Here is a 25,948-nt window from a genome sequence, read left to right as displayed (position 1 = left end):
GGGATCGGCGGCGGACGGCCGCCAGGGGTCAGCTGGTGCGTTCGACGACGGTGTCGGCGAAGCGGATGAGGGTCTTCTTCACGGTGCCCTCCGGCAGCGGCGCGAGCGCCTCGACCGCCTCACGGGCATAGCGGCGCGCCTCGTCGACGGTGCGCTGGGTCACCGGGTGCTCGCGGAGCAGGCGGATGGTCTCGTCGGAGCCCTTGGGCCCGGCGGCCTCGAGCGCGTCGGGCGTGAGCCGCTCGAGCAGGCCTGCGGCGTCGGCGGCCTCGGCCGGGGTCGTGCCGCCGCCCGCAGCCGCGCGCCGCAGGTAGAGCACGGGCAGAGTAGCGACACCCGCGCGGATGTCGGTGCCGGGCGTCTTGCCGGTGTCTTCGTCGTTCGGGGCGATGTCGATGACGTCGTCGACGAGCTGGAAGGCGATGCCGACCTTCTCGCCGAAGTCGCGCACGGGCTGCTCGTAGGCGGCCGACCCGTTCGAGAAGATGACGCCGAGCTGCCCGGAGGCCGAGATGAGCGAGCCGGTCTTGTCGGCGAGCACCTTGATGTAGTGGTCGACGGGATCGTCGCCCTCGGCGGGGCCGATGGTCTCGAGCAGCTGGCCGAGGCAGAGGCGCTCGAAGGTGTCGGCCTGCAGACGGATGGCCCGCTCCCCGAGCTGGGCGAGCAGGGCGCTGGCCCGCGCGAACAGCAGGTCGCCGGCCAGGATGGCGACCGAGTTGCCCCACTTGTACTGGGCGCTCGGCACACCGCGGCGCTGGTCGGCGTCGTCCATCACGTCGTCGTGGTAGAGCGAGGCGAGGTGGGTGAGCTCGATCGAGGCGGCGGCGGTGATGACCTCGGGGGTGACGCCGTCGCCGAGCTGGGCGGTGAGGAAGGCGAGGGTGGGGCGCACACGCTTGCCGCCAGCCTCGAGCAGGTACTTCGAGACGGCGTCGACGATGCCGCCGGCGAAGCGGGTCTCGGTGGTCAGCCGTTCTTCGAGCTGCTCGATGCTGTCTTCGATGAGACGAGCGGTGCGACGGTCGTCGCCGGTGGAGAACAGTCGGTCGGCGAGAGTGAGGGGAGTCGACCGGCCGGGGGCACGGCGAAGGCGGGAGGGCACGGACATCAGCCTACTTTTCCCCGGCGCCGAGCGGTGCCGCAGCATCCGTCGGCTTCACGCCCCGGTGCAGGGCGACGATGCCGGCGCTCAGGTCGCGGTAGCCGACGCGGGTGAACCCGGCGTCGCGCAGCCACCCGGCGAGCTGCTTCTGGTCGGGCCAGGCGGCGATCGACTCGAAGAGGTAGTCGTAGGCGGGCACGTTCGACGAGACGGCCTTCGCCAGCGTGGGCATGATGCGGCGCAGGTACCAGTAGTAGGCGGAGCGCAGCGGCTTGACGGGCTTCGAGAACTCGCAGATGACGATGCGGCCGCCGGGCTTCGTGACCCGGTACAACTCGGCGAGGGCGACCTTCGGGTCGACGATGTTGCGCAGGCCGAAGGAGATGGTGACGGCGTCGAAGCTCTCGTCATCGAACGGCAGGTTCATGCCGTCGGCCACGACGAACTCGATGTTCGGCACGGCGGCCTGACGCCGGCGGCCGACGTCGATCATGCCGGGCGAAAAGTCGGCAGCCACCACGTGGGCGCCGCTCTTCGCGAGCGAGGCGCTCGAGGTGCCCGTGCCGGCCGCGAGGTCGAGCACCTTCTCGCCGGGTCGGGGGTTCACGGCCCGGGTGGTCGCCACGCGCCAGAGCACCGCGTTGCCCACCGAGAGCACGTCGTTGGTGCGGTCGTAGTGCGCTGCCACCTGGTCGAACATGGCAGAGACCTGCTCGGGTCGTTTGGTGAGGTCTGCCTTAGTCACCCCCACAGTTTATGGTCGTTTGCTGCACGGCCGCTCGGGACGGCCTGCACCCCGCCCGGTCGCGCCCCGGCGGCCGTAAGCTGATTCGGTGAGCGATACAGCGCATCCTGGTGCCCGGCTTCGCGTCGAGACGACGAAGGTCGACGACCTGAAGCTCCTCCTCCCCCTGCTCGACCCGCGGCATCCGCTGGTGTGGATGCGCAAGGGCCAGGGCATCGCCGGGGTGGGCGAGGCGCTGCGCCTCGAGTTCAGCGGGCCCGACCGCATGGTCGACGCGTGCGGGGCGTGGCGGGAGGTGGTGCAGCGGGCGACCGTGAGCGATCCGCTGCAGCTGCCCGGCACCGGCTTGGTCGCGTTCGGGAGCTTCGCCTTCGCCGACCGCTCCTCGGCCACGAGCGTGCTCATCGTGCCCCGACTGCTGCTCGGCAAGCGCGACGGCAGCTACTGGATGACCAGGGTCACGGTCGACGACGAGCCCGCCGGCGACGTCGCCATGCCCGTCGCCCGCCCGCTCGGCCAGGAGTACCGCATCTCGCTGCTGCCCGGGGCGATGACCCCCGAAGCGTTCCGAAAGGCTGTGGATGCGGCGGTCGCCCGCATCGCCGACCACCAGCTCAGCAAGGTGGTGCTGGCGCGCGATCTCACCGGTCACCTGCCCGCGGGTGGCGACCTGCGGCGGCCCCTCACCGATCTCGCGCTCGGCTACCCCGACTGCTGGACCTACGCCGTCGACGGCTTCGTCGGCTCGAGCCCCGAGACCCTGGTGAGCGTCTCGCACGGCACCGTGAAGGCGCGGGTGCTCGCGGGCACCACCTCGCGGGGGGCGGATGCGGAGGCCGACCACGATAGGGCCGTCGCCTTGGCCACGAGCGCGAAAGACCTCGACGAGCACGGCTTCGCGGTGACCAGCGTGGTCGCCGCGCTCAGGCCGCACAGCCGCAACCTGGTCACCAGCGAGCTGCCGTTCACGCTCAAGCTGCCGAACCTGTGGCACCTCGCGAGCGATGTGGTGGGAACGCTCTCCGACGGGTCGACCTCGCTCGACCTCATCGCCGCGCTGCATCCCACGGCCGCCGTCGCCGGCACGCCGACCCCCGACGCCCTCGCCCTCATCGACGAGCTCGAGCCCTTCGACCGCGGCCGCTACGCCGGCCCGGTGGGCTGGGTGGGCGCCGACGGCGACGGCGAGTGGGCGGTGGCGCTGCGCTCGGCGCAGGTCGACGAGAACGGCGACATCACCGCGTACGCCGGCTGCGGCATCGTCGCCGATTCGGATGCTGAGCGGGAGTACCTCGAGACGAAGATGAAGTTCCGCCCCATCGTCGAGGCCTTCGGCTGAGCGCGAGGAAGCTCGGCGGCTCCTCGAAGGAGCCCGAGCGCACGGTGATCGCGTGGCAGCGCACGGCGCTGTCGACGGCGATGATCGCGCTGCTGCTCGCGTTCGCGTGCCTCCGCGGCGGCTTCCTCATCGGCACCGCCATCGCCGGCCTCGTCGCCGTCGGCGCCGGTGCCACCCTCTTCGCCGTCCGTCGCCGAGCGGCCCGCCACGAGAAGACCCCCGCCTGGACCCCGCTCACCCGCGTCGCCCTGCTCCTCATCGCGACCGCCGTCCTCGGCGGCACCCTCGCACTCCTCTTCCTCCTCTGAGGGGCGTGGCGAGTGCCCAGCTCCCGATGCCGGGTCCGCTGACCTTCCCGTCTCGTACTCCAGCAGACCCTCCTCCCGGTACGCCGCCAGAACGCCTGACAGTGCGCGGGCGAGTTCCTGCCCCGGCACGTCGATCGCCAGGAAGCGTTCCGAGTACCACTCCATCACGCCACCATGCGACACCACGTCTTCTTCGAGCCTGCGCGCAACTCTAGGGTCGGCCTGGCTGAGGAACGCACGGAAGGTGTAGTGGCCTTGGTCCACCGCCACGCCCGCCAGCATGAAGTCCTCGGTGATGCGGACGTGGTCGCCGAGATTGACGTCGTACAGGTAGAACGGGATGCAGCACAGTTCCACCAGGTCCCCGATCCGGCGACCCCAGAGCTGCTCGATCGTGCGGGGCCGAGTGGCATCCGGAATGGTCGCGTCGAAGATGAAGTCTGCCCTGTCGCGCCAGGCCGGTCGCTCGTGCAGCGCATACCGGTCCGCATCCGTCACGATCTCTCGGCCTCCGTTCGCCGTCTCTGGTGCCCGTCGCCCGCGCCGAACTCCTGATTCGCCGACCGCTTTCGTCGCCCGAAGCGCAACGCAAACGGCGCACCCGGCCCTCGGTGGATCGGCTCGATGGCCTTCGACAGCACGTCGGCCAGCCGGGCGTTGCTACCGGTGTCTTGACTATGGAACCGTGCGGCCACGAACTCGTCGCGGAGCGGCGAACCGATGGTGAAAGCGTCAGTGTCGATCCGGAATCCGGCGTTCTCAGCGAGCTGTGAGAAGAACACGAACTGCGCGCGGGTGTTGCCCTCACGGAAGCTGTGGATGACGTTCAACTCTCCCCACGCTTCCGCGAGCTCATCGACGAACTCGTCTTCGTCGAGGCCGCGGAGGAAGTCTTTGCTCGCGAGCTTGTGGTACTCGGCGTGAGCCGCTTCGGTCAAGCCGGGGCCGGCGGGGTAGTACGAGTGGCCGTCCTTCGACATGAACCCCACGGGTCCCACGCGTTCTTCCCCCGCCCACTCATAGACATCCTGAAAGATGTGCCGATGGATGGCCTTCATGTGGGCGTAGTCGAACGTCGCCGGCAGGCGCGCATCGGCCAGCTCGACGAGCCGCACATGTGCCTGAGCCTCCTCGTAACGACGCAGCAGGTCGCCATCAGCGATACCCTCGATGTTCTTCAAGACGGAAGTACCTGGGATGAAATAGTCATCCCAGGTACGAAAGCCCTTCGCCACAATCAGCGGGTGCCGAGAAGCTGCGCTTTGACAAGCGCAGCGGCCTCTTCCCCCGTGACCTCAGCGGCGGCCAGGCGCCGACTGATTGCCCGCACAGCGGGGTCGGTGACCTCGTGGCCGGCCGCTCCAAGAGCAGCGTCAGCGAAGCTCATCCGGCGCTCAACGTCGACCTGATCGACGGAGGGTGCGGTGCGTGCATGCGCGATGCTCATGACGGCTCCAATCTGACTCTCACTATTTTACTCGATCAGTCCGATACCTCGACGATTGCAGTTTCTGCAGATGCGATTTCGGGAACGGCATGCGGAGAGGTTGTGGACGGCAGGCGTCAAGGGTGATGTCAGAGATACGCCGGTGCATCCGGCAGCGCTCTAGTCTGCTCGTATGGTGAATCGCCCCAACGAGCAGGTGCTGCGCGCGCATCATCTTGCTAGCGAGCTCTCCACAGCAACGGAACTCCTCGCAGTCGGCCTGAACCAGGTCGTGAGCCCGAAATGGCAGGCTCGCCAACCCGGCGCAGCATTCACACCATTGTCACAAGGGGTAGAGCGCACCTTGAAGGTCACGCTCTGGCTGAACGAAGAGAATCACGGTCGACAGATAGACCCGAGGTTTGGATCGGGAGCATCTGGACACGCGCTCGGCGAGTTGAACACGAAAGTATTCGACGCGTACACGGTTGGGGCCCAGACTGCAAATGCCTACATGCGAGGTCTCATCGACGAGGTTTTAGCCGATCCGTTTTGGAGAGATATCCTCCTCGCGCTGGATCGATGGGCAGCAACTCCTGGCCGGTATCGCGACCTGGATGCACTGCGGGGTCGGGCCGCCCAGGACGATCCGCCGTGGGCCTCGTGGGATGAGGCCGAGCACCGCGCAATCACCGAAGTCGGAGGGTGGGCACATCTGACAGACGAGGTCCTTGCGACGAGCCGCCGACGGATGCTCCTTAGCATCATGCGCTGGTGGCACACTCTTTACCGCGGGTGGCAGCACGGACTCGTGGGAGCCCAGGGGGTGCAATTCTCGAGCGGCCTCGATCCGAAGAATCTGCACCTGGATCACTCGATCGCCGCTCTGGTGGCTGGCCGCTAGCGTCGCGGGATGACGTGCGGCAGGTCCTGCGGAATCTCATGTGTCCAGATAATCACGAATGCGTTTCATCGCACGGATCGCTCGCAGAGCATCTGGCTGCAATGTGTGCCATGACCGCCTTCTGGGTCGGTTCTCGGGTGGGCGGCTTAGCGTTGGGGGCATGAGCGCCAATACGTCCGGAGAAGGTAACGCTGCGCACGACGATGTACCGACCGCCGCGAAGAACTTGGGGAAGGCGGTCGGGCGGTCTATCGGGCGCACGGCGACGCGGGCTGCGAAGGGGACGCGGGAGCGCATCCGGAGCAACCCCACGACCGATCGCGTGTATCGCGCCGGGGTGGGGGTCGTCGGGGGTGGCACGGTGGCGCTCGGGGTCGTGATGATTCCGCTGCCCGGGCCGGGGGCGCTGGTCGCGCTCGGTGGGCTGGGCATCCTGTCGACCGAGTTCGAGGGTGCCAAAGTCGCGCGGGTGAAGGCGACGGCGGCTGCGAAGAAGGCCGCGGGTGTGGCGAAGGATGCGCGAGACCGGCGACGAGCCCACAAGGCCGAGGAGCCGACTGTGATCGTCGTGCACCCCACCGAACCCGCCTGAGCCGAACCGCGCCGCGCACGACGTCAGGCACCCGGCGTCAGGCGATGCGCGCCACCTCGACCGACACGTCGACCACGGTTGAGGCGCCGAGCCTGGCCTCGGCGAGCGCCGACACGACGGAGTAGACCTCGCGGCAGGTGTCGGCGGCGAGCCGCCCCCCGCCGACCGCGATGCGCACGGCCACCGACACCGTGTCACCCGTGCGGCGCAGCATGACGGGTTGGGGCGCATCCGTCTTGCGCAGCACGGCCGCCGCACCGGCGAGCACCGCACCCATCGTGCTGCGACCGTCGTAGGTCTGCAGCACTCCGGGAACCGCGAGCACTGCGGCCTCGATCTCGTGCGCCAGCTCGGCGTCGCCGAGGGGCTCGGCCACCTCGCCGGCAATGATCTCGACAGGAACGATCTCGTCGCTCATCGTCACTCTCCGTTCCCTGTGACCGGTGCGCCGCCGGGCAGACCGGGGTCTCGCCGCAGGTGCACGTCGGTGATGGTGACGTCGACCGCCTCGACGCTCAGCTCGGTGTGCTGCAGCAGCGCCCCGGCGATGGCGGCGCGCAGCCGCTCGGCGCTCTCGGGGATGGGTTCACCCCAGAACACGCTCGCCTCGACCTTAACGACGACCGGGCTGCCGGGCACCGTCACGTCGCCATCGAGCACGCAGCGGCCCACGAGGATGCCGTCGATCTGGTCGCCGACCGCCCGCACCAGGCCGCGCACGGCTCCCTCGGTGAGACTCAGCGAGGCGCGCGGTGACGGGTGGGAGAGCGGGATCGACCGCCCCGCCCGCACCTCGCGGGTGAGGTTGCCGAGGATGCCCTCGACCCACCCCTCGGGCGCTCCCCCGCCGTCGGCGTCGACGTCGACGAGCAGGCCCGCCGCCTCGCGCACCCGCTGCAGTGCCGCGAGCGCCAGCTGGTTCTCGGGAGAGGACTGCAGCAGCTCGGCGGGGGGCGCCTCGCCGCGGTCGAGGTAGCCGCTCAGCAGCTCGATGACCTCGTCGCGGGCGGGGTCGTCGAGGGCGCTCACCTCGTCGCGGTGGTCGTCGCCCGAGACGGGAGCATCGCCGTCGTGTGCGTTCATCGCCACCCCTCCATCTCGATCATCAGATGTTTCCTCGCCCTCGACAGCAACCCGCGCACCGTCGACGGCGGCACGCCGAGCTCCTCGGCGATCTCCTCGTAGCTGAAACCGCCCGCCTCCTTCATCACCCAGCACTGCCGCTGCGCCTCCGGCATGCCGTCGAGCACCGCGAGCAGCCTCTCCCGGCGGGAGTGTGCGAAGGCCTGGCGGTCGGGCGCCAGCGACTCCGGCGCGGCGTCGTCCCAGTCGGCGATCGGCTTGTCGTCGTGCCGGGCCCGGATGCGGTCGATCGCCTTGTGGTTGGTGATGCGCATGAGCCAAGCACGCACGGCCGACAGGTCGGCGAGCTGCGGCAGCTTCTCCCAGGCCGTGATGAAGCTCTCCTGCACCACGTCGTCGACCTCGGAGTTCGACCCGAGCAGACGGGTGGCATAGGCGCGCATGAGCGGCCCGTGCCGCCGCACCAGCACCTCGAACGCACGCAGATCACCGTCGGCGGCACGCCCGGCGAGGATGCGGTCGGGGGCTTCGGTGAGCCCCGACGGCCCGGCGGGGTCGGTCATCGCACCTCCTCCTGACGTCGCGCACGGTGTCTCACCAGCGACTCTCCCATGAAGTGCACGCCCGGAGAACAGCAGCGACGAAGCGGATGCTCGCAGCCCGTAAGCTCGTCACGGAGGACACATGAAGAACACGAGCACGCGCCTGCTCCTCAGTTGCGCGGCCATCGGGGTGGCCGGCGGACTGCTGTTCATCGTCAACTCGTACATCGGCGGCACCGTGAACGCGGTCATCCCGGTGCTGTACGGCCTCACGCTCGGCGTGTACTTCGTGCCGGGCGCCATCGCGCAGGCGCTCTACCGGCGCGGCGGTGTGGCGCTCCTCGTCGGCGTGCTCTCAGGCCTGGTGTCGGCCGCCTTCCAACCTCTGGGCTTCCTCGCCGCGCTCATCGCGCTCGGCATCGGCGCCGTGCAGGAGCTGCCGTTCCTCGTGTTCCGCTACCGCGTCTGGCCGGTGTGGCTGTTCGTCGCCGGCGGTGCGCTGTCTGGCGTCATCCTCGCCGTCGGAATGTACCGCCTGGTCGGCGCGAACGACCTCGACGGGGTCGGCACGACCATCCTGCTCGTCGGCTCGCTGGCGTCACCGATCGTCTTCACGCTGCTTGCGCTGGCACTCGCCAAGGCGCTGGCGGCGACGGGGGTTGCCCGCGGTGTCGCACGGCCCGCGCGGCCCGCGCGGTCGGCGCACACCGGTCGCGGCCGGGCCTGACCGCCCCAGTCGGTGCGGCGCCTGCCGGCGAACGCAGGGGAGACCGAACCTCAGCGACCCGTGCCGAGGGTGTCGGCGTTGAGCAGCAGCGGGGCGTCGTTGACCGGCACGTCGACGTGCATGTGGGTGCAGGAGTCGTCGAACTCGGTCCAGTTGGTGAGGTTCACCTTGACGCCGGCGGAGGCGCGGCAGCTGGCCTGACCGACCCGGGCGCCGACCGGCATCACGGGGTCGAGCAGGCTGATGAGCTTCAGCGTTCCCGCGTCGTAGCCGTTGAGGCTCTTGTTGTCGAGGAGGTAGAAGTCGACAGCGTGGCCGCCGCCGTCGATGTAGTGCGACGAGCTCGTGCCCGCACCCTCGATCTGGCCGGTGCACTTGCGGTTGATGTCGCTCACGCCCACCTGATCGAAGTTGCGCACGGCGATCGCGATGATCTCGAGCACCCGGTAGTCGACACCGCAGTCGGGAACCGTGACGCCCTGGGCGATCCAGCGGATCTCCTTCATGTGGTCGGGCACCGACCCCACGAGCTTGCCGGAGTCCATGGCGTCGACGAGTTCTTGCGCCAGCGACCGGCCGACGAGCAGCTGCGCGGTGGAGTACCCGGCCGCCTGCAGCTCGCCCACGTCGGAGACGGCGTAGCCGTCGCGGTCGACGACCTCAGTGGAGGCGGCGTTCGAGGTGATGAGCTGCTGGGTCTCGGCGTTCGCGTTCGCGTTGAGGCTGAGGTTCACCACGTTGGCGTCGACGGGGCTCGCCGAGACGGTGGTGGGGATGGCGGTGACGGCGGTGATGCCGAGCACGAAGGCCATGGCGACACCGGTGAGCGCGCCCTTGGCCCAATTGCGACGCAAACCGGATGCGCGGCCCTGGCGCGCATCCCGCGGCGGGCGGGCGTCGCGCGACGGGCGGGTGGAGCCGGCCGAACGAGGGTCGCGGGGAGACGGGCTCGCGGCGCGGAGCTCGCGACGGGTGGGGGCCTCGCGTCGCACCTCGACCGGGAGGGTGGCGTCGAGCTGGCTCGGGGCTTCGATCTGCAGCGGCGCCTCGGCCTTGATCACTGCGGCGATGTCGAACTGCGCGGCGAACTGCGTCACGGCGACCCGTCGCTCGTCGCTCGTCGGCGCGTCGACGCGCGGCTTGGAGATCTGCGGCGTCGCGATGTGGAGGGGCGCCGGATGCACGGGGTCGGCGAGCGCCTCGGCCGTCACCGGCTCCAGCGGCAGCTCGATGCCGGGCTCGAGGGGCGCCGAACCGACCGCGGCGATCTCGAGCTCGGCGATCTCCTGCCGCCGCAGTTCGCGCAGGCGGCGGCGCGTGAGAGGGGCATCGAGCTCGGCTGCCGAGAGGGCCGCTTCGCGCTCGGCGGCGGCGCGTTGTTCCCGCAGTTCACGTCGGGAGAGGGGGGCGGATGCGCCAGCACGAGGGTTCTCTTCGAGCGGCGCGTGGGCGCCGGGAGTCGAGTCAGGGCTGGTCAAACGTTCAGTGCTTCCGGGTCTCTGTCGGGGTTCGATCACGCCGCGTTACCGTTTCGTGATCAATCAACCTCCCTACGATAACCCGAACGAGCTGGAAAAACCCAGTACGAGACGAGAAGTCCCATCCGTACGCATCGAAAGCGGTCGCATCCTGGAGCCCGAGAGCGCCCTCGATGTTGGCAAGGCTTGCCTAAGCTAGGGGGGTGACCCTCCGCCCTCCCGCCCGACCGATCGTGCGTGTGGTCGACGCCGGCGTGCTGCACGAGGGAAGCACCTCGCCGACGCCGGACGGGGTGAGCTTCGACGTGCATCCGGGCGAGGTCGTGCTCGTGCTGGGCCCGTCGGGGAGCGGCAAGTCGACCCTGGCGCTCACGCTGAACGGGCTCGTGCCGCACTCCTTCCCGGCCGAGCTCGAGGGCACCGTCGAGGTGGCCGGCGTCTCCACCCGCGACACCGACGTGGCCCGGCTGAGCGAGCAGGTGTCGATGGTCTTCCAAGACCCCGATGCCCAGATCGTGACGGGCACGGTTCTCGACGAGGTGTGCTTCGGCCCCGAGAACCTCCTGCTGCCGGTGAACGAGGTGCTGGAGCGTGCCGAGACCGCCCTGCGACAGGTCGGGCTGTGGGAAAGGCGTGTGGAGAACCCCGACCGACTCTCCGGCGGCGGGCGGCAACGGCTGGCGCTGGCCTGCGCGCTCGCGCTGCGCTCCCCGGTGATCGTGCTCGACGAGCCGACAGCGAACCTCGACCCGCTCGGCATCGACGAGGTCTACGCCGTGCTGGGCGAGCTGGTGCAGCGGGGCGACCACGCCCTCGTGCTCATCGAGCACAATCTCGACGCCGCGATCGAACTCGTCGACCGGGTCGTCGTGCTCGACCGGACTGGGCGGCTCGCCTTCGACGGCCCGGCCGCCGAAGTGCTGCGCGGCAACGTCGACGACCTGCTCGCGCTGGGTGTCTGGCTGCCCACCGCCCTCCTCGCCGGTCTCCGCCTGCGCGCGGCCGGCGAGCCGCTCGCCGAGCTCCCCCTCACCCCCGCCCAGCTGACCGCCTGCCTCGACGCCCTGCCGCGCGCATCCGTCACCCCCACCACCGAGGGCGCAGCAGTCACGTCCGGCAGCGCCGCCGCCTCCCGCACCCATGGCGCCAACGACCCCGCCGACAGCGCCTCCACCTCCCCCACCCCTGACGCGACCCACCCCGCCGACAGCGCCACCACCTCCCCCACCCCTGACGCGACCCACCCCGCCGACGGCATCGCCACCGCTCACGCCGATGGCGCGGCCCACGCGGCACTCCGCGACCCGCGGGCGGGCTCGGGCTCCCCCGCCTCCCGCGCCGAGCGCTCCCCCGCCATCCGCGTGTCGGGCCTCACCGTCGCCCGCGGGCGCACCGAGATCCTGCACGGCGTCGACCTCGAGGTCGAGAGCGGCGAGTTCGTGGCGTTCGTCGGGGTGAACGGTGCGGGCAAGACGACGCTGCTGCAGGCGATCGCCGGTGTCGCCACCCCACCCCGCGGCCGCGTCGAGGTGCTCTCGCTCGATCCTTCGCGAGCGGATGCGCGTCAGCTCGCCCGCACGATCGGCTTCGTCTTCCAGAACCCCGAGCACCAGTTCATCACGACGACCGTTGCCGACGAGCTCGCCCACGGCCTGAAGCTGCAACGCCTCGCCGCTCCCGAGATCGACGAGCGAGTCGACCTCATGCTCGACCGGTTCGGTCTCTCGGAGGCGCGTGACGAGCATCCGTACCTCCTCTCGGGCGGGCAGAAGCGCCGCCTCTCGGTGGGCACGGCGCTGATCGCCGGAGCGCCCGTGCTCGCGCTCGACGAGCCCACCTTCGGGCAGGACAGGGCACGCGCCGCCGAGCTGCTCGCCGTGCTCGACGAGCTGCACCGCGCCGGCACCACGGTTCTCGTGGTGACGCACGACCTGCAGCTCGTCGCCGAGCACGCCGATCGGGTCGCCGTGCTGGCCGGGGGCCGCGTCGTCGCCCAGGGCACGACGGGCGAGGTGTTCGGCTCCGGGGCGCTGGAGGCCGCCGGGCTGCAGGCACCGCCGCTCGTGCGAGCCGTGCAGGCGGCGACGGATGCGCGCTGGCACCGGGTCGCCCGGCTCGCCGACCTCGGGGCGGAGCCCGGATCGTGAGCATCGCCGTCGACCCGTACGCCGGTCGTGTCGGGCACGGCCCGCTGAGCTTCCTGCACCGACTCAACCCGCTCGCGAAGATCGCCGGGGTGCTGCCGGGCATGGTGGTGCTGATCGTGGCGCACGAGCTCGCGGTGCCGCTCGCCCTGATCGGGCTGGCGCTGGTGCTGATCGTCGCCGGCGCGCACCTCTCGGGGCGCACGCTTGTGCTGCTGCTCCTCACCCTCCCCGCGGCCACCGCGGTGCTCACGGTGAGTTTCGGGCTGTGGGCCGACGGCGAGCGGGTCGACGGATCGCCCGTGCTGGTGTCGGTGGGCGACTTCGACTTCACCCTCGGGGCGCTCGTCGTGGGGGCCACGACCGCGACCCGGCTCGTCGGCATCGTGATGCTGTCTCTGGTCGCCGGGCTCACGACCTCGGGCCCCGACCTGGTGCGGGCGCTCGTGCAGCAGCTCCGCGTGCCGTACCGGGTCGGGTACACCGCCCTCGCGGCCTACCGCTTCGTGCCGCGGTTCGGGCACGAGCTCGAGCTCATCAGGCAGGCGCACCGCGTGCGCGGCATGGCCAGGGGGCGCGGGCCGATCGCGGCGGCGCGACGGTGGGTCGGCTACGTGGTGCCGCTGCTCGCGGGCGGCATCCGCCACGCCGAGCGGGTCGCGCTCGCGATGGACTCGCGCGCCTTCGGCGCCCACCCCACCCGCACCGAGCGGCACCTCGTGCCGTTCCGCGTGCGCGACGGGGTGTTCGTGCTGCTGCTCTGGGCGGCGACCGCCGCGATCGTCGTGACGCTGGGCGCCTAGAGCCGGCCGCGCGAGGGCAGCGAGACGACGAGCACCGCCACCACGACGAGCACGGCGGCGATCGGGGTGGTCCAGTCGACGCCGTGGCCGGAGCCGGGGGCGATGAGGTCGATGGCGATCGAGCCGAGCAGCTGGCCCGAGATGGAGCACAGGCTGAGCAGCAGCACGCCCGTGGTACGCACGGCGGTCGAGAGCCCGAAGATGAACGCGACGCCGAGCGGACCGCCGAGATACAGCCACCACTCGGTCGGGAGGGAGGCGGGGAAGCCGCCCGTGAGGCCCGCATGCACCAGGGCGATCAGCACGAGCACCGCGGTGCCGGCGCAGAAGTTGAACAGCGTCGAGCTCACGGCCGAACCCGCCACCGCGGCGACGCGTCCGTTCACGGCCTGCTGCACCGCCTGCACGCACCCGGCGGCGAAGGGGAGGAGCAGGAGCCACACCGGGATCTCGGGATCGACGTGCGCCACCACCGACCAGACGACGACGGCGAACGCGATGCCGGCGCCCAGCACCCGCCGCGGGGTCAGGTAGCGGCGACCGCCCGGCCCGATGCCCACGCGGTCGACGACGAGGCCCGAGATGGTCTGCCCGCCGATGAACGCGATGGTGAACAGCGAGACGCCGACGAGCGCTGAGGCGAGCCCTTGCGAGAGCACGAAGACCGCGCCGCCGATGCCGCCGAGCAGCATCCAGGCCGGCAGCCTCCGCTCGCGCACCTCGCGCAGCGCGGTGCGGGCACCGTGCCGCGCCGAGGGCGTGAACGCGACGATCACCGCCACGATCACGAGGCCGATGCCGAAGCTGATGGCCGCCGCCGTGTACCCGTCGCCGATGCGCTTGCCGAACTCGCCGTTCACCCGCGACTGCGTCGCCATGAGCACGCCGCAGACGACCGCGACCACGATCGCCAGCCACAGCGGCAGGCGGCTCGCGCGCGGCGCGCCGACGGCGGGTGCTGCCATCCGGGTCAGTTCGCCCGGGTCGCGTCGGCAGCGAGCTCGCTCACGAGCCGGTCGCCCGGAACCACGGTGACCATCTCGGCCTCGATCTCAGCGCGGCCGAGCAGCTCCTGCATCCGTCGGCCGCGGCTGCGACCGATGATGGTGACGACGGTGCCCTTCTTGCCCGCGCGGCCGGTGCGGCCGGCACGGTGGAGGTAGGTCTTGTACTCGTCGGGCGCGTCGGCCTGGATGACGAGGTCGATGTCGTCGACGTGGATGCCGCGGGCCGCGACGTCGGTCGCCACCAGCACGTTCACCCGGCCGCTCGTGAGCAGCTGCAGGTTGCGGGTGCGGCGCGACTGGTTGAGGTCGCCGTGCAGGCTCGTCGCCGGGAACCCGGCGTCTTCGAGCTGCTCGGCGAGCGTCTCGGCGTAGGCGCGGGTGCGGGCGAAGATGAGCGTCTTGCCCTCACGGTCGGCGAGCTGCTCGATGACGGCGCCCTTGTCGCGGTGGTCGACGATCAGCACACGGTGGTCGATGGTCGACGACGCCTGGTCTTCGCCCGCGACCTCGTGCACGGCGGGCTCGACGAGGAACTCGTTCACGAGCGCGGCGACACCCTTGTCGAGGGTCGCCGAGAACAGCAGCCTCTGGCCGCCCGACTTCGTGCGACGCAGGATGCGCTGCACCGGCTCGAGGAAGCCCAGGTCGCACATGTGGTCGGCCTCGTCGAGCACGGTGACCGAGACCTCGGAGAGGTCGAGTCGACGCTGCTCGATGAGGTCTTCGATGCGACCGGGCGTGCCGATGATGATGTCGACACCGCGCTGCAGCGCACCCACCTGACGGTGCTGCGGCACACCGCCGTAGATCTGGGTGGTGAACAGGCCTACCGAGCGGGCGATGGGCTGCACCGTGCGGTCGATCTGCAGGGCGAGCTCGCGGGTGGGGGCGAGGATGAGCGCGCGGGGCTTGCGGCCCGGCTTGCGGTTCGCGCCGCCGCCGTTCTCCATCAGGCGCTCGACCAGCGGGGCGCCGAAGGCGATGGTCTTGCCGCTGCCGGTGCGGCCACGGCCGAGCACGTCTTTTCCGGCGAGCACGTCGGGGATGGTCGCGGCCTGGATGGGGAAGGGACGCTCGGCGCCGAGCTCGGCGAGGGCACGGGTGATGTTGCCGCCGAGACCGAGCTCGGCGAAGGTCACGCCCTCGACGTCGGAGGCGGTGATGGCCTGCGCCTCGAGGCGCTCGAGCACCACGTCGTCGTCGCCGTGGAAGGCGGGAGCGGACTTGGCGTCGCGGGACGGGTAGAAGGAGGAGTCGCGGGGGCCGCGTGCGTCGCGGTCGCGGTCGAAGCCGCGGCCGGCGGTGCCACGGGAGTCGCGGGCGGGCCGGTCGTCGCGTGCGGGCCGGTCGTCGCGACGCTCGAACCCACCGGCGCGGGGGCCTGAGCGGTTGAACCCGTTCTCACGGCTGGGCTTCTCGTAGCGGGGACGGTCATCACGCGAGAAACGGTCGTCACGGGCCGGACGGTCATCACGCGAGAAACGGTCATTGCGCGCCAGACGGTCATCACGCGAGAAACGGTCATCGCGGGCAGGACGGTCGGTGCGCGCCGGTCGGTCATCGCGAGAGAAGCGATCGGTACGCGCCGAACGGTCGTCACGAGCCGGACGGTCGTCGCGGGAGAAACGGTCGGCACGCGCCGGGCGGTCGTCACGCGAGAAACGATCATCGCGGGCAGGACGGTCGGTGCGCGCCGGACGGTCATCGCGAGAGAAGCGATCGGTACGCGCCGGGCGCTCGTCACGCGAGAAACGGTCGCGCTCTCCGCGCGAGCTCGGCGCCGCACCGCGGGCTGCACGCTCGTCGGCGTTCCAACGGGCCTTGCGCGGCTCCTCCTCGACGGGGCGGTAGCCGCGGTGGCCGGGGCTCCGACTGCCGGCCTTGGTGCCGCTCTTCGCGGCGCGGGGGTCGTAGTTCTTGGCGGGCTTGAAGCCGCCGGACTTGTGCGATTTGGGCATGATTCTTTCCGGGTTATCTCGTGATGCGCACACCCCAGCGCAAGCTGGAAGTGCTTTCGTGAACCCGGATTCTGTACCCCGGGGCCGTGTCGTACGCGACATTCACCAGTGACCAGCGCAACAGCGCACTGACTGGGAAACCGGCCCACCAGACTTACAAACCCTTCCGCGATGCAACTCGCGGTGTCTAGAGCCGACTGACCAACGTTACACGACCGCGCACCAGAAGTCGACGGATGCGCCGCATCCGCCGCTCACGACGCCCCGACCCGGAGACCTCAGATGTCGTCGCGCAGCAGCGACCGGCTGAGTGCCGGCGCCTCCGCGATCACCGAGCCCAGCGCGCTCGCCCCCTCGGGGCTCGCCCGCCAAGCCCGGTAGTCGTCGTCGGCCTCGAGCGACTCCCACTTCTCGACCACCACGATGTGGGCGGGGTCGTCGACGTCGATCGCCACCTCCACCCCGAGGCACCCGGGCCTCGCGCGGGTGTCGTTCAGGGTGTCGCGGAGGATGTCGTCGGCCGAGCCGACCCGTTCGGGCTTGAGCCGCAGTTCGAGCACAGAGATCACGATCATGTGCTCAGCCTAGGCACTCGCCCGAACGGCCGACAGGGCTCAGCCGGCGATGCGGATGAGCTTCTTGTTCACGAACTCCTCGAGCGCGAAGCGGCCCATCTCACGGCCCGAGCCCGAGCGCTTCACTCCGCCGAACGGCAGTTCTGCGGCATCGCCGAGCACGAGGTTGATCCACACCATCCCCGCGTCGATCGCGTCGGCGACCCGGAGCGCCTGCTCCTGGTCGGTGGTGTAGACGTAGGAGCCGAGACCGAACGGGGTGTCGTTGGCGAGCCGCACCGCCTCCTCCTCGGAGCCCACCCGGTAGAGCGCGGCGACGGGGCCGAAGAACTCCTCGCGGTAGGCGTCCATCTCGGGGGTGACGTCGGCGAGCACGGTGGGCCCGAAGTAGTTGCCCGAGCGCGAGCCTGCCGCCAGCACCGTGGCGCCCTGAGCGACCGCCCGGTCGACCTGCTCGCCGAGCCGCTCCGCGGCGGCGGTCGACGACAGCGGGCCGAGCTCGGTGCCGTCGGCCATCGGCGGCGCGGGCTGCACGGCGGTGAAGACCTCGGTGAACTTCTTCGCGAACTCCTCGTAGAGCCCGTCGATGACGACGAAGCGCTTGGCGGCGTTGCACGACTGGCCGTTGTTGTCGAGGCGGGCGTTCACCGCATCCTGCACCGCCGCATCCAGGTCGTCGGTGGAGAGCAGGATGAACGGGTCGGACCCGCCCATCTCGAGCACGACCTTCTTGAGGTGCTTGCCGGCGAGCTCGGCGACCGCGGCTCCCGCCCGCTCCGAGCCCGTCACCGACACGCCCTGCACGCGCGGGTCGGCGATGACCTCGGCGATCTGCTCGTTGCTGGCGAAGATGTTGACGTACACGCCCGAGGGCGCACCGAGCTCGCTCGCGGCCTGCTCGAAGATCTCCTGCATGGCGACCGCCGACTCGGGGCACTGCGGGGCGTGCTTCAGCAGGATGGTGTTGCCCGCGACGATGTTGGGCCCGGCGAACCGAGCCACCTGGTAGTACGGGAAGTTCCACGGCATGATGCCGAGCAGCACCCCGATGCCCGCGCGGCGGACGAACGCCGAGCCGCTGCCGTCGGAGAGCTCGATGGGCTCGTCGGCGAGGAAGGTCTCGCCGTTGTCGACGTAGTACTGGTAGATGGCGGCGGCGAAGTCGACCTCGCCGAGCGCCTGCTCGAGCGGCTTGCCCATCTCGCGCACGGCGATCTCGGCGAGCGCCTCACGACGTTCGGTGTGCAGTTCGGCGACGCGCGCGATGAGCTTGGCGCGGTCGGCCACCGGCGCCCGGCGCGACCAACCCTCGAAGGCCTCCGAGGCGGAGGCGACTGCGGCCTGCAGCTCCCCGTCGGTGATGGTGGGGTACTCGCTCAGGGTCTCGCCGGTGGCGGGGTCGACGACGGCGTAGAGGCTGCTCATGCGGTTGCTCCTTCGGTGACGGTGGCGGTGGATGCTGCGGTGACGGATGCGGTGCTGGCGCCGGCGGTGCCGGGTGCCGGTGCGCTGCCGGCCGCGTCGCCGCCGTTCAGCGACTCCGCGACCTCGGCGGCGAGCCGGCGGCCCACGCGGATGGCGCCGTCGACGTGCTGGTACCCCTCGGGCGCGAGATCGCTCGACCCGAAGCGGAGCGGCCCCACCGGTTCGAGCTGCAGTGCCCCGTAGCGGGTGAGTCCGCCCAGATCGAAGCTAGCCGCGTAGGCGCCCTGGGTCCACTCCTCGGCGGCCCAGTCGCTCTCGAAGTACACGACGGGCTCGAGCGCCTGCGGGCCGTAGTAGGCGGCGAGCGACTCGAGGATGCGGCGCTTGCGCTCCTCGGCCGGCAGCAGGAACACGTCGTCGGCCTTCTTGTCGGAGACGAAGCCCACCAGGGTGCCGCGGCTCTCGCCGTGGTTGGTGTTGTCGTAGGCCTCGTGCACCAGCTGGTAGGGGCTGAAGGCGGTGGCCGAGAGGCCCGCCTCGCGCCAGAACGGCGTCTCGTAGGTGGCGTGCACCTTGATGACGAGGCCGAGCGACTGGTGCTGCTGAGACTGCTGGCGCAGGCGCGGCAGATTGGGGGCGTACTCGATGCGGTTGTAGAGGTTCGGCGGCACCGCGACGATGACGCGCTTCGCGGTGACCACGAGCTCGTCGGTGAACACCTCCACCGGCTCGCCCTCGACGGCGCCGTCGGGCAGCGCGGCCGACGACCAGCGGATGCGCCGCACCGGCTGCGAGAGGCGCACGTCGGCAAGGCCCAGGGTCTCGGCGAGCTTCAACGGCACCTGCTGCAGGCCTCCCACGACGCGCTTGTCGAGGATGAAGTCGGCGTCGACGAGGTGGCTGAAGCTCCCCGCGCTGGCCGCCATGAGAAGGGCCTGCAGCAGCGAGAACGCGTGAGCGGGCTTCGTGAGCATGGCGTCGGCGATGAACAGGGCGATGTTCTCGCGCGCCTCGGCGTCGTCGCTCTGCGACTCGAGCCAGGAGCGGAAGGAGATGCGGTCGAACTCCTCTGCGTGCGGATGCTCCCACGGGGCGGCCGGGTCGGTCTGGGCGACGAGCTCGTCGAGCACGGCGATGAGCCGCTCGATCTCGGCCTCGGTGCGCTCGCTGGCGGGGAAGATGTCGCCCGTGAAGCGCTTGGCCACGCCGTCGGTGCCGATGTAGACGCTCTCGCCCTCACGGTAGCGGGAGTAGGTCTCCAGCCCGAGTTCGTCGAGCGTCTCGAGCAGCGCGGTCTGGTCGGGCGAGACCCACTGGCCGCCGATCTCGAACATCTGCCCGTCGATGTGGTTCGTCCACAGCCTGCCGCCGATGCGGTCACGCGCCTCGAGCACGATCACCGAGAGGCCCGCCCGCTGCAGGGCAACGGCAGCAGTGAGCCCGGTCGCTCCCGCCCCCACGATGACGACGTCTTTCTCCAGCTGTTCCATCACGACTCTTTCCGTAGTTCTGAGACCCCATCGATGACGAAGTCGCAACCATGATGGCACGTTGACCGTCGGAATCGACAGTCACCCAGCGTTTTCACGCCGTGACGGATCGACCCCGACGCGCGGCGATGAAGGAGCGCACGCCGAGCGCGACGTACACGACGAGGAGCACGAAGGTGATGGTGCTGAGCACCACGGCCACGGGTCGTTCGGCGGTTCCCGCGAACACCTCGCCGATCTTCAGCACGTTCATGAAGGTTCCGACGATGCCGAGGAGCGCGACCACCAGCGCGACGTGGATGCCGATCTTCGGCCGCTTGACGCCGACGAGGCCGAACACGATGAGGAGTGCGCCGAGGATGGAGGGGATGAGGGCGGTCCAGCTCGCGAACTCGGTGGCGACATAGCCGATCAACCCCAGGACGATGAGAACGGCGCCGAGGATGATGGTGATGCGGGGCATGGTGATGTCCTGTTCGCTGGGTGTCGTTGTCGCCCCGACCCTATCGAAGCGAGCTTCGAGCGAGGTCGAGAGCGACGAGCATCGCCCACAACTCCGCCCGGCCACGGAAGGTGTCGAGCTGCAGGTCGAGGTCGCGCCCGAGCTCCGACATGCGCAGCTTCAGGGTGTGGCGGTGGAGACCGAGCTCGCGGGCCGCGGCATCCCACACCGCGTTGTGCGCGAGCCATACGGCGGCCTCGCCGAGCCTCGCCGCCCCGTCGGGAGTCGCCAGCTGCGCGCCCAGCCGCAACCGTGCGAGCTCGGCCACCCGCGACTCGGTGAGGAGCCCGAGCACGGTGCCCGCCATCAACTCGTCGAAGGCCAGGATGCGGGCGGGAGCAGCCCCCGCGAGCGCCGCGACGGCCTGGGAGAGCGCTTCGTCGAGGGTGCGCCAGCGCGCCTCCGACGACAGGCCCGCCCTGGTCTCGCTCTCGGCGAGGCGGGATTCGACGGCGACCCGGCTGGTGCCGTCGACGAACAGCAGCAGCTGGGCGTCGTGCTCGACCACGAACAACCGCCGGCCGCGGCCCGCCGCCATGCGCTCGAGGGAATCGCGGAGGGTGGGCGCCACCTCGGCGGCGCTGAGGGCGAGGATGCGGAACGGCTCGGCCGGCAGCTGGGCAGGCAGGTGGTCGAGGGCGCGGCGCACCGCGTCGACGCGCCCGTCGCGCAGGAGCGCCAGGAGCTGCTGCGCCACCGAACGGAAGCCGAGTCGCTGGTCTTCGGCGTGCTCGAGGGCGAGTTCGGTGAGCGCGGTGAGCAGGGTGACGACGGAGAGCTCGGCCGCGGTGAGCGGGTCGGAGCGCACCGCGACCACGGCTCCGAGCAGCCTCCCGGAGTGGCCGAGGGTCTGCACCGACCACGAGCCACGGTCGTCGTCGCCATGGTCGCGCGCGCGGGTGCCGCGGCGCAGCAGCGCCACGGCTCGTTCGCGCAGCCAGCTCGGAGCCGCCCCTTCGAGCACGGCTCCGTCGGGGTCGAGCACCGCGAGTGGGCAGCCGAGCGCGCGCGACGCGCTGTCGACCGCGGCGGCGAGCCCGCCCGAGCCGAGCACCGCCCGCGAGATCGACTCCTGGGCGGCGAGCGCCCACTCGAGCAGCCGGCGCTGCTCGGCGGCGATTCGGTCGGCGACGAAACGGCTCACCGCGATGAACGGGGTGGCGTAGGGCACCTCGACGAGCGCTATCCCGACCGACTCGCAGGCCTCGATCAGCTCGGCGGGGGTTCCCGCCCGCAGCACCTCGGTGCCGAAGCCGAGGGCCACGACACCCGCCGCCGCGACCCGTTCCACGTAGGCCTCGTAGTCCCCGACACCGTCGAAGGCGAGGAACTGGCGGCCCGTCGTGAGCAGCAGCTGGCCCGCCTCGAGGAAGGGGCTCGGGTCGTCGAGGTCGCTGGAGTTCGACCAGCCCAGCTCGACACCGTCGTCGCCGGCGAGCATCCGGATGCTCAGCGGGCGGTGCTGCACGAGGTCGCGCACGGTGACGGGCATGCCACAGTGTCGCACACAGACGATGAGCGTGCCAGATCGGCAGAGGCGAAGGCGTGGGCGGCGACCTAGCGTGGAGGGCGCACCGCCCACCGTCGTGACCAGGAGGACCTCGTGACCATCGCCCCCACCGCCCCGCCCGTCACCGGAGGGCCCTCTCTCCCCCAGCGCCGTGAGCTCGTCACCGAGATTCCCGGCCCGCGCTCCCGTGAGCTGCACGCCCGCAAGACCGCCGCCGTCGCCGATGGCGTGGGCGTCACCCTCCCCGTCTACGTCGAGGCTGCCGGAGGCGGCATCCTCCGCGACATCGACGGCAACTCGCTCATCGACTTCGGCTCGGGCATAGCTGTGACCGGGGTGGGCAACTCGGCGCCCGCCGTGGTTGAGGCGGTGAGCGCCCAGGTCGCCGCCTTCACCCACACCTGCTTCACCATCACCGGTTACGAGGGCTACGTCGCCGTGGCCGAGAAGCTGAACGAGCTGACCCCGGGAGACTTCGACAAGCGCACAGCGCTCTTCAACTCCGGCGCCGAGGCCGTCGAGAACGCCGTGAAGATCGCCCGCCACCACACCGGCAGGCAGGCTGTCGTCGCCTTCGACCACGCCTACCACGGGCGCACCAACCTCACCATGGCGCTCACCGCCAAGGCCATGCCCTACAAGTCGGGCTTCGGCCCGTTCGCCCCCGAGGTCTACCGCGCACCGCTGTCGTACCCGTTCCGCGACGGCGGGCTCTCCGGCGAGGCCGCGGCGGCGCGGGCGATCAGCGTGATCGAGAAGCAGATCGGCGCCGCGAACCTCGCCGCCATCATCATCGAGCCCATCCAGGGCGAGGGCGGCTTCATCGTTCCGGCGGAGGGCTTCCTCCCGGCTCTGCAGCGCTGGGCGCGCGCGAACGACGTGGTGTTCATCGCCGACGAGGTGCAGACCGGCTTCGCCCGCACGGGCGCCTTCTTCGCCAGCGAGCACGAGGGCATCGAGCCCGACCTCATCGTCACCGCGAAGGGCATCGCCGGCGGGCTCCCGCTCTCGGCCGTCACCGGCCGCGCCGACATCATGAATTCGGCTCACGCGGGCGGTCTCGGCGGCACCTACACCGGCAACCCGATCGCCTGCGCCGCGGCCCTCGCCACCATCGAGAGCTACCGCAGCGAGAACCTGGTCGAGCGGGCCCGCGAGCTCGAGACGCTGTTCCGCGGCCGCCTCAACGCCCTCCGCGTGAACGACCGGCGCATCGGCGACGTGCGCGGCCGGGGCGCGATGATGGCGATCGAGCTTGTCGACCCGGCGACCGGCGAACCCGACGCCGCCCTCACCGGCCGCGTCGCCGCCGCCGCCCACGCGGCGGGCCTCGTGCTCCTCACCTGCGGCACGTACGGCAACGTCATCCGCTTCCTCCCGCCGCTGGCCATCTCCGACGAGCTGGCGCTCGAGGGCCTCGACGTGCTGCGCGACGCGCTGGCCGCCTCGTGAACGCGCCGGTGACCGCGGGCGGCGCCATCACGGCCGGCGCGCCCGCCGCTGCGGAGGCCGGGGTGCAGGCGCTGACGGATGCGCACTCGCAGCTCGCCGAGGCCGTCGCGTTCCACGGCTACGACGAAGGCACCCACGCCACCCTCGCCGCCTCCCGGCGCGAACTTACCGTGAGCATCCCTCTGCGCCGCGACGACGGCTCGGTCGAGGTGCTCACGGGCTACCGCGTGCAGCACAACATCTCGCGCGGGCCCGCGAAGGGCGGCCTCCGCTACAGTCCGGGCGTCGGCCTCGACGAGGTGCGGGCGCTCGCCATGTGGATGACCTGGAAGTGCGCCCTGCTCGACGTGCCCTACGGCGGCGCCAAGGGCGGTGTGGCGATCGACCCGCGGCTGCACTCGCGTGCTGAGCTCGAGCGGGTGACGAGGCGCTACACCACCGAGATCCTGCCGATCATCGGCCCGCAGCACGACATCCCCGCCCCCGACATCGGCACCGACGAGAACGTCATGGCCTGGATCATGGACACCTACTCGGTGAGCAAGGGCCACACCGTGCCCGGAGTCGTCACCGGCAAGCCGCTCAGCCTCGGCGGCTCGCTCGGGCGCTCGAGCGCGACCTCACGCGGGGTGGTGCACGTCGCACTCGCCGCCCTCGACTCGCTCGGCATCGAGCACCGCGCGGCGACCGCCGCCGTGCAGGGCTTCGGCAAGGTCGGCCGCGACGCAGCCCGCTTCCTGCAGCAGGCGGGTGTCGCCGTGGTGGCGGTCGCCGACCAGTACGGAGCGGTGCACGCCTCGGGCGGACTCGACATCGAGGCGCTCGCGCGGCACGTCGATGAGACGGGCTCGGTGGTCGGCTTCGGGAACGCCGAGCCGATCGAGGGCGACGAGCTGCTCGAACTGGCCGTCGACCTGCTCGTGCCGGCCGCGGTGGAGGGCGTCATCAACGCCCAGAACGCCTCGCGCATCGCCGCCCGGGTCGTGGTGGAGGGCGCCAACGGCCCCACCACCCGCGAGGCCGACCGGGTGCTCGCCGACTCCGGTGTGCTCGTCGTCCCCGACATCCTCGCCAACGCCGGCGGCGTGATCGTGTCGTACTTCGAGTGGGTGCAGTCGAACCAGTCGTTCCGCTGGGGTCTCGACGAGGTCGAGTCGCGCCTGGCCGAACGGATGCTCGGCGGCTGGCACGACGTCACCCGCTTCGCCACCCAGCACGACCTCACCCTGCGCGCGGCGGCGACGGCCCTTGCCGTGCAGCGCGTCACCGAGGCGCACCGCCAGCGCGGCCTCTACCCCTGATCGATCACCCTCTCCGGTACCATCCGATGCACCCCATGACGACGAAGGACAGCCCCATGACCACCGCACCGCACGAGACCGAGCTGATCTCCCGCATCCCGAACCGCCTGTTCATCGGCGGCGAGTGGGTGGCGGGCGAGGGCGACAAGACCCTCGACGTGTTCGACCCGGCCACCGGCGAGCGCCTGGTCGCCATCGCCGACGCCTCTCCGGCCGACGGGATGCGCGCGCTCGACGCCGCTGTCGCCGCTGCCGACGAGTGGGCGGCGACGCCCGCACGGGTGCGCGGCGAGATCCTCCGCCGCACCTTCGACCTGCTGCAGGAGCGGCGCGACGAGGCGGCACTGCTCATGACGCTCGAGATGGGCAAGCCGCTGGCCGAGGCGCAGGGCGAGGTGACCTACGGCGGCGAGTTCCTGCGCTGGTTCTCGGAGGAGGCGGTGCGCATCACCGGGCGCTACGGCGACAACCCCGAGGGCACCGGGCAGATGGTCGTGTCGCAGCGGCCCGTCGGCCCCTGCTTCCTCATCACCCCCTGGAACTTCCCGCTCGCGATGGCGACCCGCAAGATCGGGCCCGCACTCGCCGCCGGTTGCACGGTCGTGGTGAAGCCCGCGGCGCTCACGCCGCTCACCACCCTGTTCCTCGCGGGCCTGTTCGAAGAGGCGGGTCTGCCGAAGGGCGTGCTCAACGTGGTCACCACCTCGGCGTCGGCGAAGCTCTCCGACCCGATCATCGCCGACCCGCGCCTGCGCAAGCTCTCCTTCACCGGGTCGACGCCGGTGGGCAAGGCACTCATGAAGCAGGCCGCCGACAAGGTTCTGCGCACCTCGATGGAGCTCGGCGGCAACGCCCCCTTCGTCGTGTTCGACGACGCCGACCTCGACAAGGCGGTCGACGGGGCGATGGCCGCGAAGTTCCGGAACATCGGCCAGGCATGCACGGCCGCCAACCGCTTCATCGTGCACAGCGCCGTGGCGAAGGCCTTCGCCGACAAGCTCGCCGAGCGGGTGCGCGCCCTGCGCATCGGCCGCGGCACCGAGGAGGGCGTCACCATCGGCCCGCTGATCGACGACAAAGCGGTCGCCAAGACCGGCGAACTCGTCGACGACGCCGTCGGGCGCGGCGCCACCCTCGTCGTGGGCGGCCACGCCCTCGAGGGCGCGGGCAGCTTCTTCGAGCCGACCGTGGTGACGGGGGTGCCGTTCGGCAGCGACATCCTGCGCGAGGAGATCTTCGGGCCGGTGGTCTCCATCGTCGAGTTCGACGACGAGGCCGAGGCCGTGCGCCTGGCCAACGACACCGAGTACGGACTCGTCTCCTACGTGTTCACCGAGTCGCTCGCCCGCGGCCAGCGCATGATCAAGGCGCTCGACACCGGCATGATGGGTCTGAACGTGGGTGTGCTCTCGAACGCCGCAGCACCCTTCGGTGGGGTGAAGCAGTCGGGGCTCGGCCGCGAGGGCGGGGCCGAGGGCATCCACGAGTACCTCTCGACGAAGTACACCCTCATCCCGAACAGCTGAACCGGA

At 70.9% G+C, this 25,948-nt stretch carries 25 protein-coding genes and 1 pseudogene; 10 read left to right on the top strand and 16 right to left on the bottom strand.

Translation table 11 applies throughout. From position 1 onward, the window contains the following. Positions 1-28 precede the first annotated feature (28 nt). Both ABFY20_RS03335 and ABFY20_RS03330 read right to left on the bottom strand, forming a co-directional pair. A complete protein-coding gene (locus ABFY20_RS03335) occupies positions 29-1,111 on the bottom strand; it encodes a polyprenyl synthetase family protein (RefSeq protein ID WP_368498532.1) in 1,083 nt (360 codons plus the stop codon). Positions 1,112-1,115: 4 nt separating this feature from the next. Continuing rightward, complete coding sequence (locus ABFY20_RS03330; protein WP_368498531.1) at positions 1,116-1,850, bottom strand: demethylmenaquinone methyltransferase; 735 nt, start codon at positions 1,848-1,850, stop codon at positions 1,116-1,118. 88 nt (positions 1,851-1,938) lie between these two features. Here ABFY20_RS03330 and ABFY20_RS03325 point away from each other — a divergent pair, with 88 nt between their 5' ends. Together ABFY20_RS03325 and ABFY20_RS03320 are read left to right on the top strand one after the other, a co-directional pair. After that, positions 1,939-3,189 carry an isochorismate synthase MenF gene (locus tag ABFY20_RS03325; protein ID WP_368498530.1) on the top strand — a complete coding sequence of 417 codons (1,251 nt, stop codon included), beginning with the start codon at positions 1,939-1,941 and terminating at the stop codon, positions 3,187-3,189. Positions 3,190-3,233: 44 nt separating this feature from the next. Continuing rightward, on the top strand, positions 3,234-3,497 hold the full coding sequence (locus tag ABFY20_RS03320; protein WP_368498529.1) for a hypothetical protein: 264 nt from the start codon (positions 3,234-3,236) through the stop codon (positions 3,495-3,497). Positions 3,498-3,563: 66 nt separating this feature from the next. Here ABFY20_RS03320 and ABFY20_RS03315 read toward each other — a convergent pair. From ABFY20_RS03315 to ABFY20_RS03305, 3 genes and pseudogenes are all read right to left on the bottom strand, one after another. Beyond that, positions 3,564-3,995, bottom strand: a pseudogene (locus tag ABFY20_RS03315) (DUF4265 domain-containing protein); the annotation flags it as partial. Further along, positions 3,992-4,732 (bottom strand): Fic/DOC family protein, encoded by a 741-nt coding sequence (locus ABFY20_RS03310; protein ID WP_368498528.1) that lies wholly within the window; start codon positions 4,730-4,732, stop codon positions 3,992-3,994. The pseudogene ABFY20_RS03315 and the gene ABFY20_RS03310, both read right to left, overlap by 4 nt. Positions 4,733-4,734: 2 nt before the next feature. Continuing rightward, the gene (locus ABFY20_RS03305; RefSeq protein ID WP_368498527.1) at positions 4,735-4,944 is read right to left on the bottom strand and encodes a hypothetical protein; all 210 of its coding nucleotides are present in this window, start codon (positions 4,942-4,944) and stop codon (positions 4,735-4,737) included. Positions 4,945-5,116: 172 nt separating this feature from the next. Between ABFY20_RS03305 and ABFY20_RS03300 the strand changes: the two genes are divergently transcribed. Further along, entirely contained in the window at positions 5,117-5,827 is a 711-nt protein-coding gene (locus ABFY20_RS03300) for a hypothetical protein (RefSeq protein ID WP_368498526.1), read from the top strand. A gap of 160 nt (positions 5,828-5,987) precedes the next feature. Beyond that, positions 5,988-6,419: a PGPGW domain-containing protein gene (locus ABFY20_RS03295; protein WP_368498525.1), complete on the top strand. Its 432-nt coding sequence runs from the start codon at positions 5,988-5,990 to the stop codon at positions 6,417-6,419. Positions 6,420-6,456: 37 nt separating this feature from the next. Here ABFY20_RS03295 and ABFY20_RS03290 read toward each other — a convergent pair whose 3' ends face one another. The 3 genes from ABFY20_RS03290 to ABFY20_RS03280 are packed head-to-tail and all read right to left on the bottom strand — an operon-like array spanning position 6,457 to position 8,065. Further along, positions 6,457-6,837, bottom strand: coding sequence for a hypothetical protein (locus tag ABFY20_RS03290; RefSeq protein ID WP_368498524.1), 381 nt, complete (start codon positions 6,835-6,837; stop codon positions 6,457-6,459). A 2-nt stretch (positions 6,838-6,839) separates the two neighbouring features. Next, entirely contained in the window at positions 6,840-7,502 is a 663-nt protein-coding gene (locus tag ABFY20_RS03285; protein WP_368498523.1) for an Asp23/Gls24 family envelope stress response protein, read from the bottom strand. Further along, positions 7,499-8,065, bottom strand: coding sequence for an RNA polymerase sigma factor (locus ABFY20_RS03280; RefSeq protein ID WP_368498522.1), 567 nt, complete (start codon positions 8,063-8,065; stop codon positions 7,499-7,501). The genes ABFY20_RS03285 and ABFY20_RS03280 overlap by 4 nt, the downstream gene beginning before the upstream one ends. A gap of 121 nt (positions 8,066-8,186) precedes the next feature. Here ABFY20_RS03280 and ABFY20_RS03275 point away from each other — a divergent pair, with 121 nt between their 5' ends. Beyond that, positions 8,187-8,771 (top strand): ECF transporter S component, encoded by a 585-nt coding sequence (locus tag ABFY20_RS03275; protein ID WP_368498521.1) that lies wholly within the window; start codon positions 8,187-8,189, stop codon positions 8,769-8,771. A gap of 50 nt (positions 8,772-8,821) precedes the next feature. On the opposite strand, the gene ABFY20_RS03270 is transcribed toward ABFY20_RS03275, so the two are convergent. Continuing rightward, positions 8,822-10,249, bottom strand: a complete 1,428-nt coding sequence (locus tag ABFY20_RS03270) for a hypothetical protein (RefSeq protein ID WP_368498520.1) — start codon at positions 10,247-10,249, stop codon at positions 8,822-8,824. Positions 10,250-10,452: 203 nt separating this feature from the next. On the opposite strand from ABFY20_RS03270, the gene ABFY20_RS03265 reads away from it, so the two are divergent. Both ABFY20_RS03265 and ABFY20_RS03260 read left to right on the top strand, forming a co-directional pair. Next, positions 10,453-12,396 carry an ATP-binding cassette domain-containing protein gene (locus tag ABFY20_RS03265; RefSeq protein WP_368498519.1) on the top strand — a complete coding sequence of 648 codons (1,944 nt, stop codon included), beginning with the start codon at positions 10,453-10,455 and terminating at the stop codon, positions 12,394-12,396. Between the two features lie 2 nt (positions 12,397-12,398). Then, positions 12,399-13,196: an energy-coupling factor transporter transmembrane protein EcfT gene (locus tag ABFY20_RS03260; RefSeq protein WP_368499860.1), complete on the top strand. Its 798-nt coding sequence runs from the start codon at positions 12,399-12,401 to the stop codon at positions 13,194-13,196. Here the strand turns inward: ABFY20_RS03260 and ABFY20_RS03255 are convergent. The 7 genes from ABFY20_RS03255 to ABFY20_RS03225 all read right to left on the bottom strand — a co-directional run bounded on the left by ABFY20_RS03255 (position 13,193) and on the right by ABFY20_RS03225 (position 21,645). After that, positions 13,193-14,161 (bottom strand): DMT family transporter, encoded by a 969-nt coding sequence (locus ABFY20_RS03255; RefSeq protein ID WP_368498518.1) that lies wholly within the window; start codon positions 14,159-14,161, stop codon positions 13,193-13,195. The two genes, ABFY20_RS03260 and ABFY20_RS03255, sit on opposite strands and share 4 nt — an antisense overlap. A gap of 5 nt (positions 14,162-14,166) precedes the next feature. Next, the gene (locus ABFY20_RS03250) at positions 14,167-16,161 is read right to left on the bottom strand and encodes a DEAD/DEAH box helicase (RefSeq protein ID WP_368498517.1); all 1,995 of its coding nucleotides are present in this window, start codon (positions 16,159-16,161) and stop codon (positions 14,167-14,169) included. Positions 16,162-16,439: 278 nt separating this feature from the next. After that, positions 16,440-16,736 (bottom strand): putative quinol monooxygenase, encoded by a 297-nt coding sequence (locus tag ABFY20_RS03245; protein ID WP_368498516.1) that lies wholly within the window; start codon positions 16,734-16,736, stop codon positions 16,440-16,442. A 39-nt stretch (positions 16,737-16,775) separates the two neighbouring features. Continuing rightward, the gene (locus tag ABFY20_RS03240) at positions 16,776-18,161 is read right to left on the bottom strand and encodes an NAD-dependent succinate-semialdehyde dehydrogenase (protein ID WP_368498515.1); all 1,386 of its coding nucleotides are present in this window, start codon (positions 18,159-18,161) and stop codon (positions 16,776-16,778) included. After that, entirely contained in the window at positions 18,158-19,699 is a 1,542-nt protein-coding gene (locus tag ABFY20_RS03235; protein ID WP_368499859.1) for a flavin monoamine oxidase family protein, read from the bottom strand. Before ABFY20_RS03235 ends, ABFY20_RS03240 begins: the two co-directional genes overlap by 4 nt. 46 nt (positions 19,700-19,745) lie before the next feature. Beyond that, positions 19,746-20,114, bottom strand: coding sequence for a hypothetical protein (locus tag ABFY20_RS03230; protein ID WP_368498514.1), 369 nt, complete (start codon positions 20,112-20,114; stop codon positions 19,746-19,748). Positions 20,115-20,154: 40 nt separating this feature from the next. Beyond that, on the bottom strand, positions 20,155-21,645 hold the full coding sequence (locus ABFY20_RS03225; protein WP_368498513.1) for a PucR family transcriptional regulator ligand-binding domain-containing protein: 1,491 nt from the start codon (positions 21,643-21,645) through the stop codon (positions 20,155-20,157). 111 nt (positions 21,646-21,756) lie between these two features. On the opposite strand from ABFY20_RS03225, the gene gabT reads away from it, so the two are divergent. The 3 genes from gabT to ABFY20_RS03210 are packed head-to-tail and all read left to right on the top strand — an operon-like array spanning position 21,757 to position 25,942. After that, complete coding sequence (gene gabT, locus ABFY20_RS03220) at positions 21,757-23,115, top strand: 4-aminobutyrate--2-oxoglutarate transaminase (RefSeq protein ID WP_368498512.1); 1,359 nt, start codon at positions 21,757-21,759, stop codon at positions 23,113-23,115. Positions 23,116-23,141: 26 nt separating this feature from the next. Beyond that, positions 23,142-24,416: a Glu/Leu/Phe/Val dehydrogenase gene (locus ABFY20_RS03215; protein WP_368499858.1), complete on the top strand. Its 1,275-nt coding sequence runs from the start codon at positions 23,142-23,144 to the stop codon at positions 24,414-24,416. 56 nt (positions 24,417-24,472) lie between these two features. After that, positions 24,473-25,942 (top strand): NAD-dependent succinate-semialdehyde dehydrogenase, encoded by a 1,470-nt coding sequence (locus tag ABFY20_RS03210; protein ID WP_368498511.1) that lies wholly within the window; start codon positions 24,473-24,475, stop codon positions 25,940-25,942. Positions 25,943-25,948 lie beyond the last annotated feature (6 nt).

The organism is Herbiconiux sp. A18JL235 (assembly GCF_040939305.1).
Lineage (GTDB): Bacteria > Actinomycetota > Actinomycetes > Actinomycetales > Microbacteriaceae > Herbiconiux.
This window is presented reverse-complemented; position numbering and strand designations above follow the sequence as displayed.

Excerpts from the sequence above, each read along its gene's own strand:
- ABFY20_RS03290 (WP_368498524.1), bottom strand. The coding sequence starts at position 6,837 with ATGAGCGACGAGATCGTTCCTGTCGAGATCATTGCCGGCGAGGTGGCC.
- ABFY20_RS03240 (WP_368498515.1), bottom strand. The coding sequence starts at position 18,161 with ATGAGCAGCCTCTACGCCGTCGTCGACCCCGCCACCGGCGAGACCCTG.
- ABFY20_RS03225 (WP_368498513.1), bottom strand. The coding sequence starts at position 21,645 with ATGCCCGTCACCGTGCGCGACCTCGTGCAGCACCGCCCGCTGAGCATC.
- ABFY20_RS03285 (WP_368498523.1), bottom strand. The coding sequence starts at position 7,502 with ATGAACGCACACGACGGCGATGCTCCCGTCTCGGGCGACGACCACCGC.
- ABFY20_RS03305 (WP_368498527.1), bottom strand. The coding sequence starts at position 4,944 with ATGAGCATCGCGCATGCACGCACCGCACCCTCCGTCGATCAGGTCGAC.
- ABFY20_RS03335 (WP_368498532.1), bottom strand. The coding sequence starts at position 1,111 with ATGTCCGTGCCCTCCCGCCTTCGCCGTGCCCCCGGCCGGTCGACTCCC.
- ABFY20_RS03300 (WP_368498526.1), top strand. The coding sequence starts at position 5,117 with ATGGTGAATCGCCCCAACGAGCAGGTGCTGCGCGCGCATCATCTTGCT.
- ABFY20_RS03230 (WP_368498514.1), bottom strand. The coding sequence starts at position 20,114 with ATGCCCCGCATCACCATCATCCTCGGCGCCGTTCTCATCGTCCTGGGG.
- ABFY20_RS03295 (WP_368498525.1), top strand. The coding sequence starts at position 5,988 with ATGAGCGCCAATACGTCCGGAGAAGGTAACGCTGCGCACGACGATGTA.
- ABFY20_RS03275 (WP_368498521.1), top strand. The coding sequence starts at position 8,187 with ATGAAGAACACGAGCACGCGCCTGCTCCTCAGTTGCGCGGCCATCGGG.
- ABFY20_RS03250 (WP_368498517.1), bottom strand. The coding sequence starts at position 16,161 with ATGCCCAAATCGCACAAGTCCGGCGGCTTCAAGCCCGCCAAGAACTAC.
- ABFY20_RS03245 (WP_368498516.1), bottom strand. The coding sequence starts at position 16,736 with ATGATCGTGATCTCTGTGCTCGAACTGCGGCTCAAGCCCGAACGGGTC.
- ABFY20_RS03280 (WP_368498522.1), bottom strand. The coding sequence starts at position 8,065 with ATGACCGACCCCGCCGGGCCGTCGGGGCTCACCGAAGCCCCCGACCGC.
- ABFY20_RS03255 (WP_368498518.1), bottom strand. The coding sequence starts at position 14,161 with ATGGCAGCACCCGCCGTCGGCGCGCCGCGCGCGAGCCGCCTGCCGCTG.
- ABFY20_RS03210 (WP_368498511.1), top strand. The coding sequence starts at position 24,473 with ATGACCACCGCACCGCACGAGACCGAGCTGATCTCCCGCATCCCGAAC.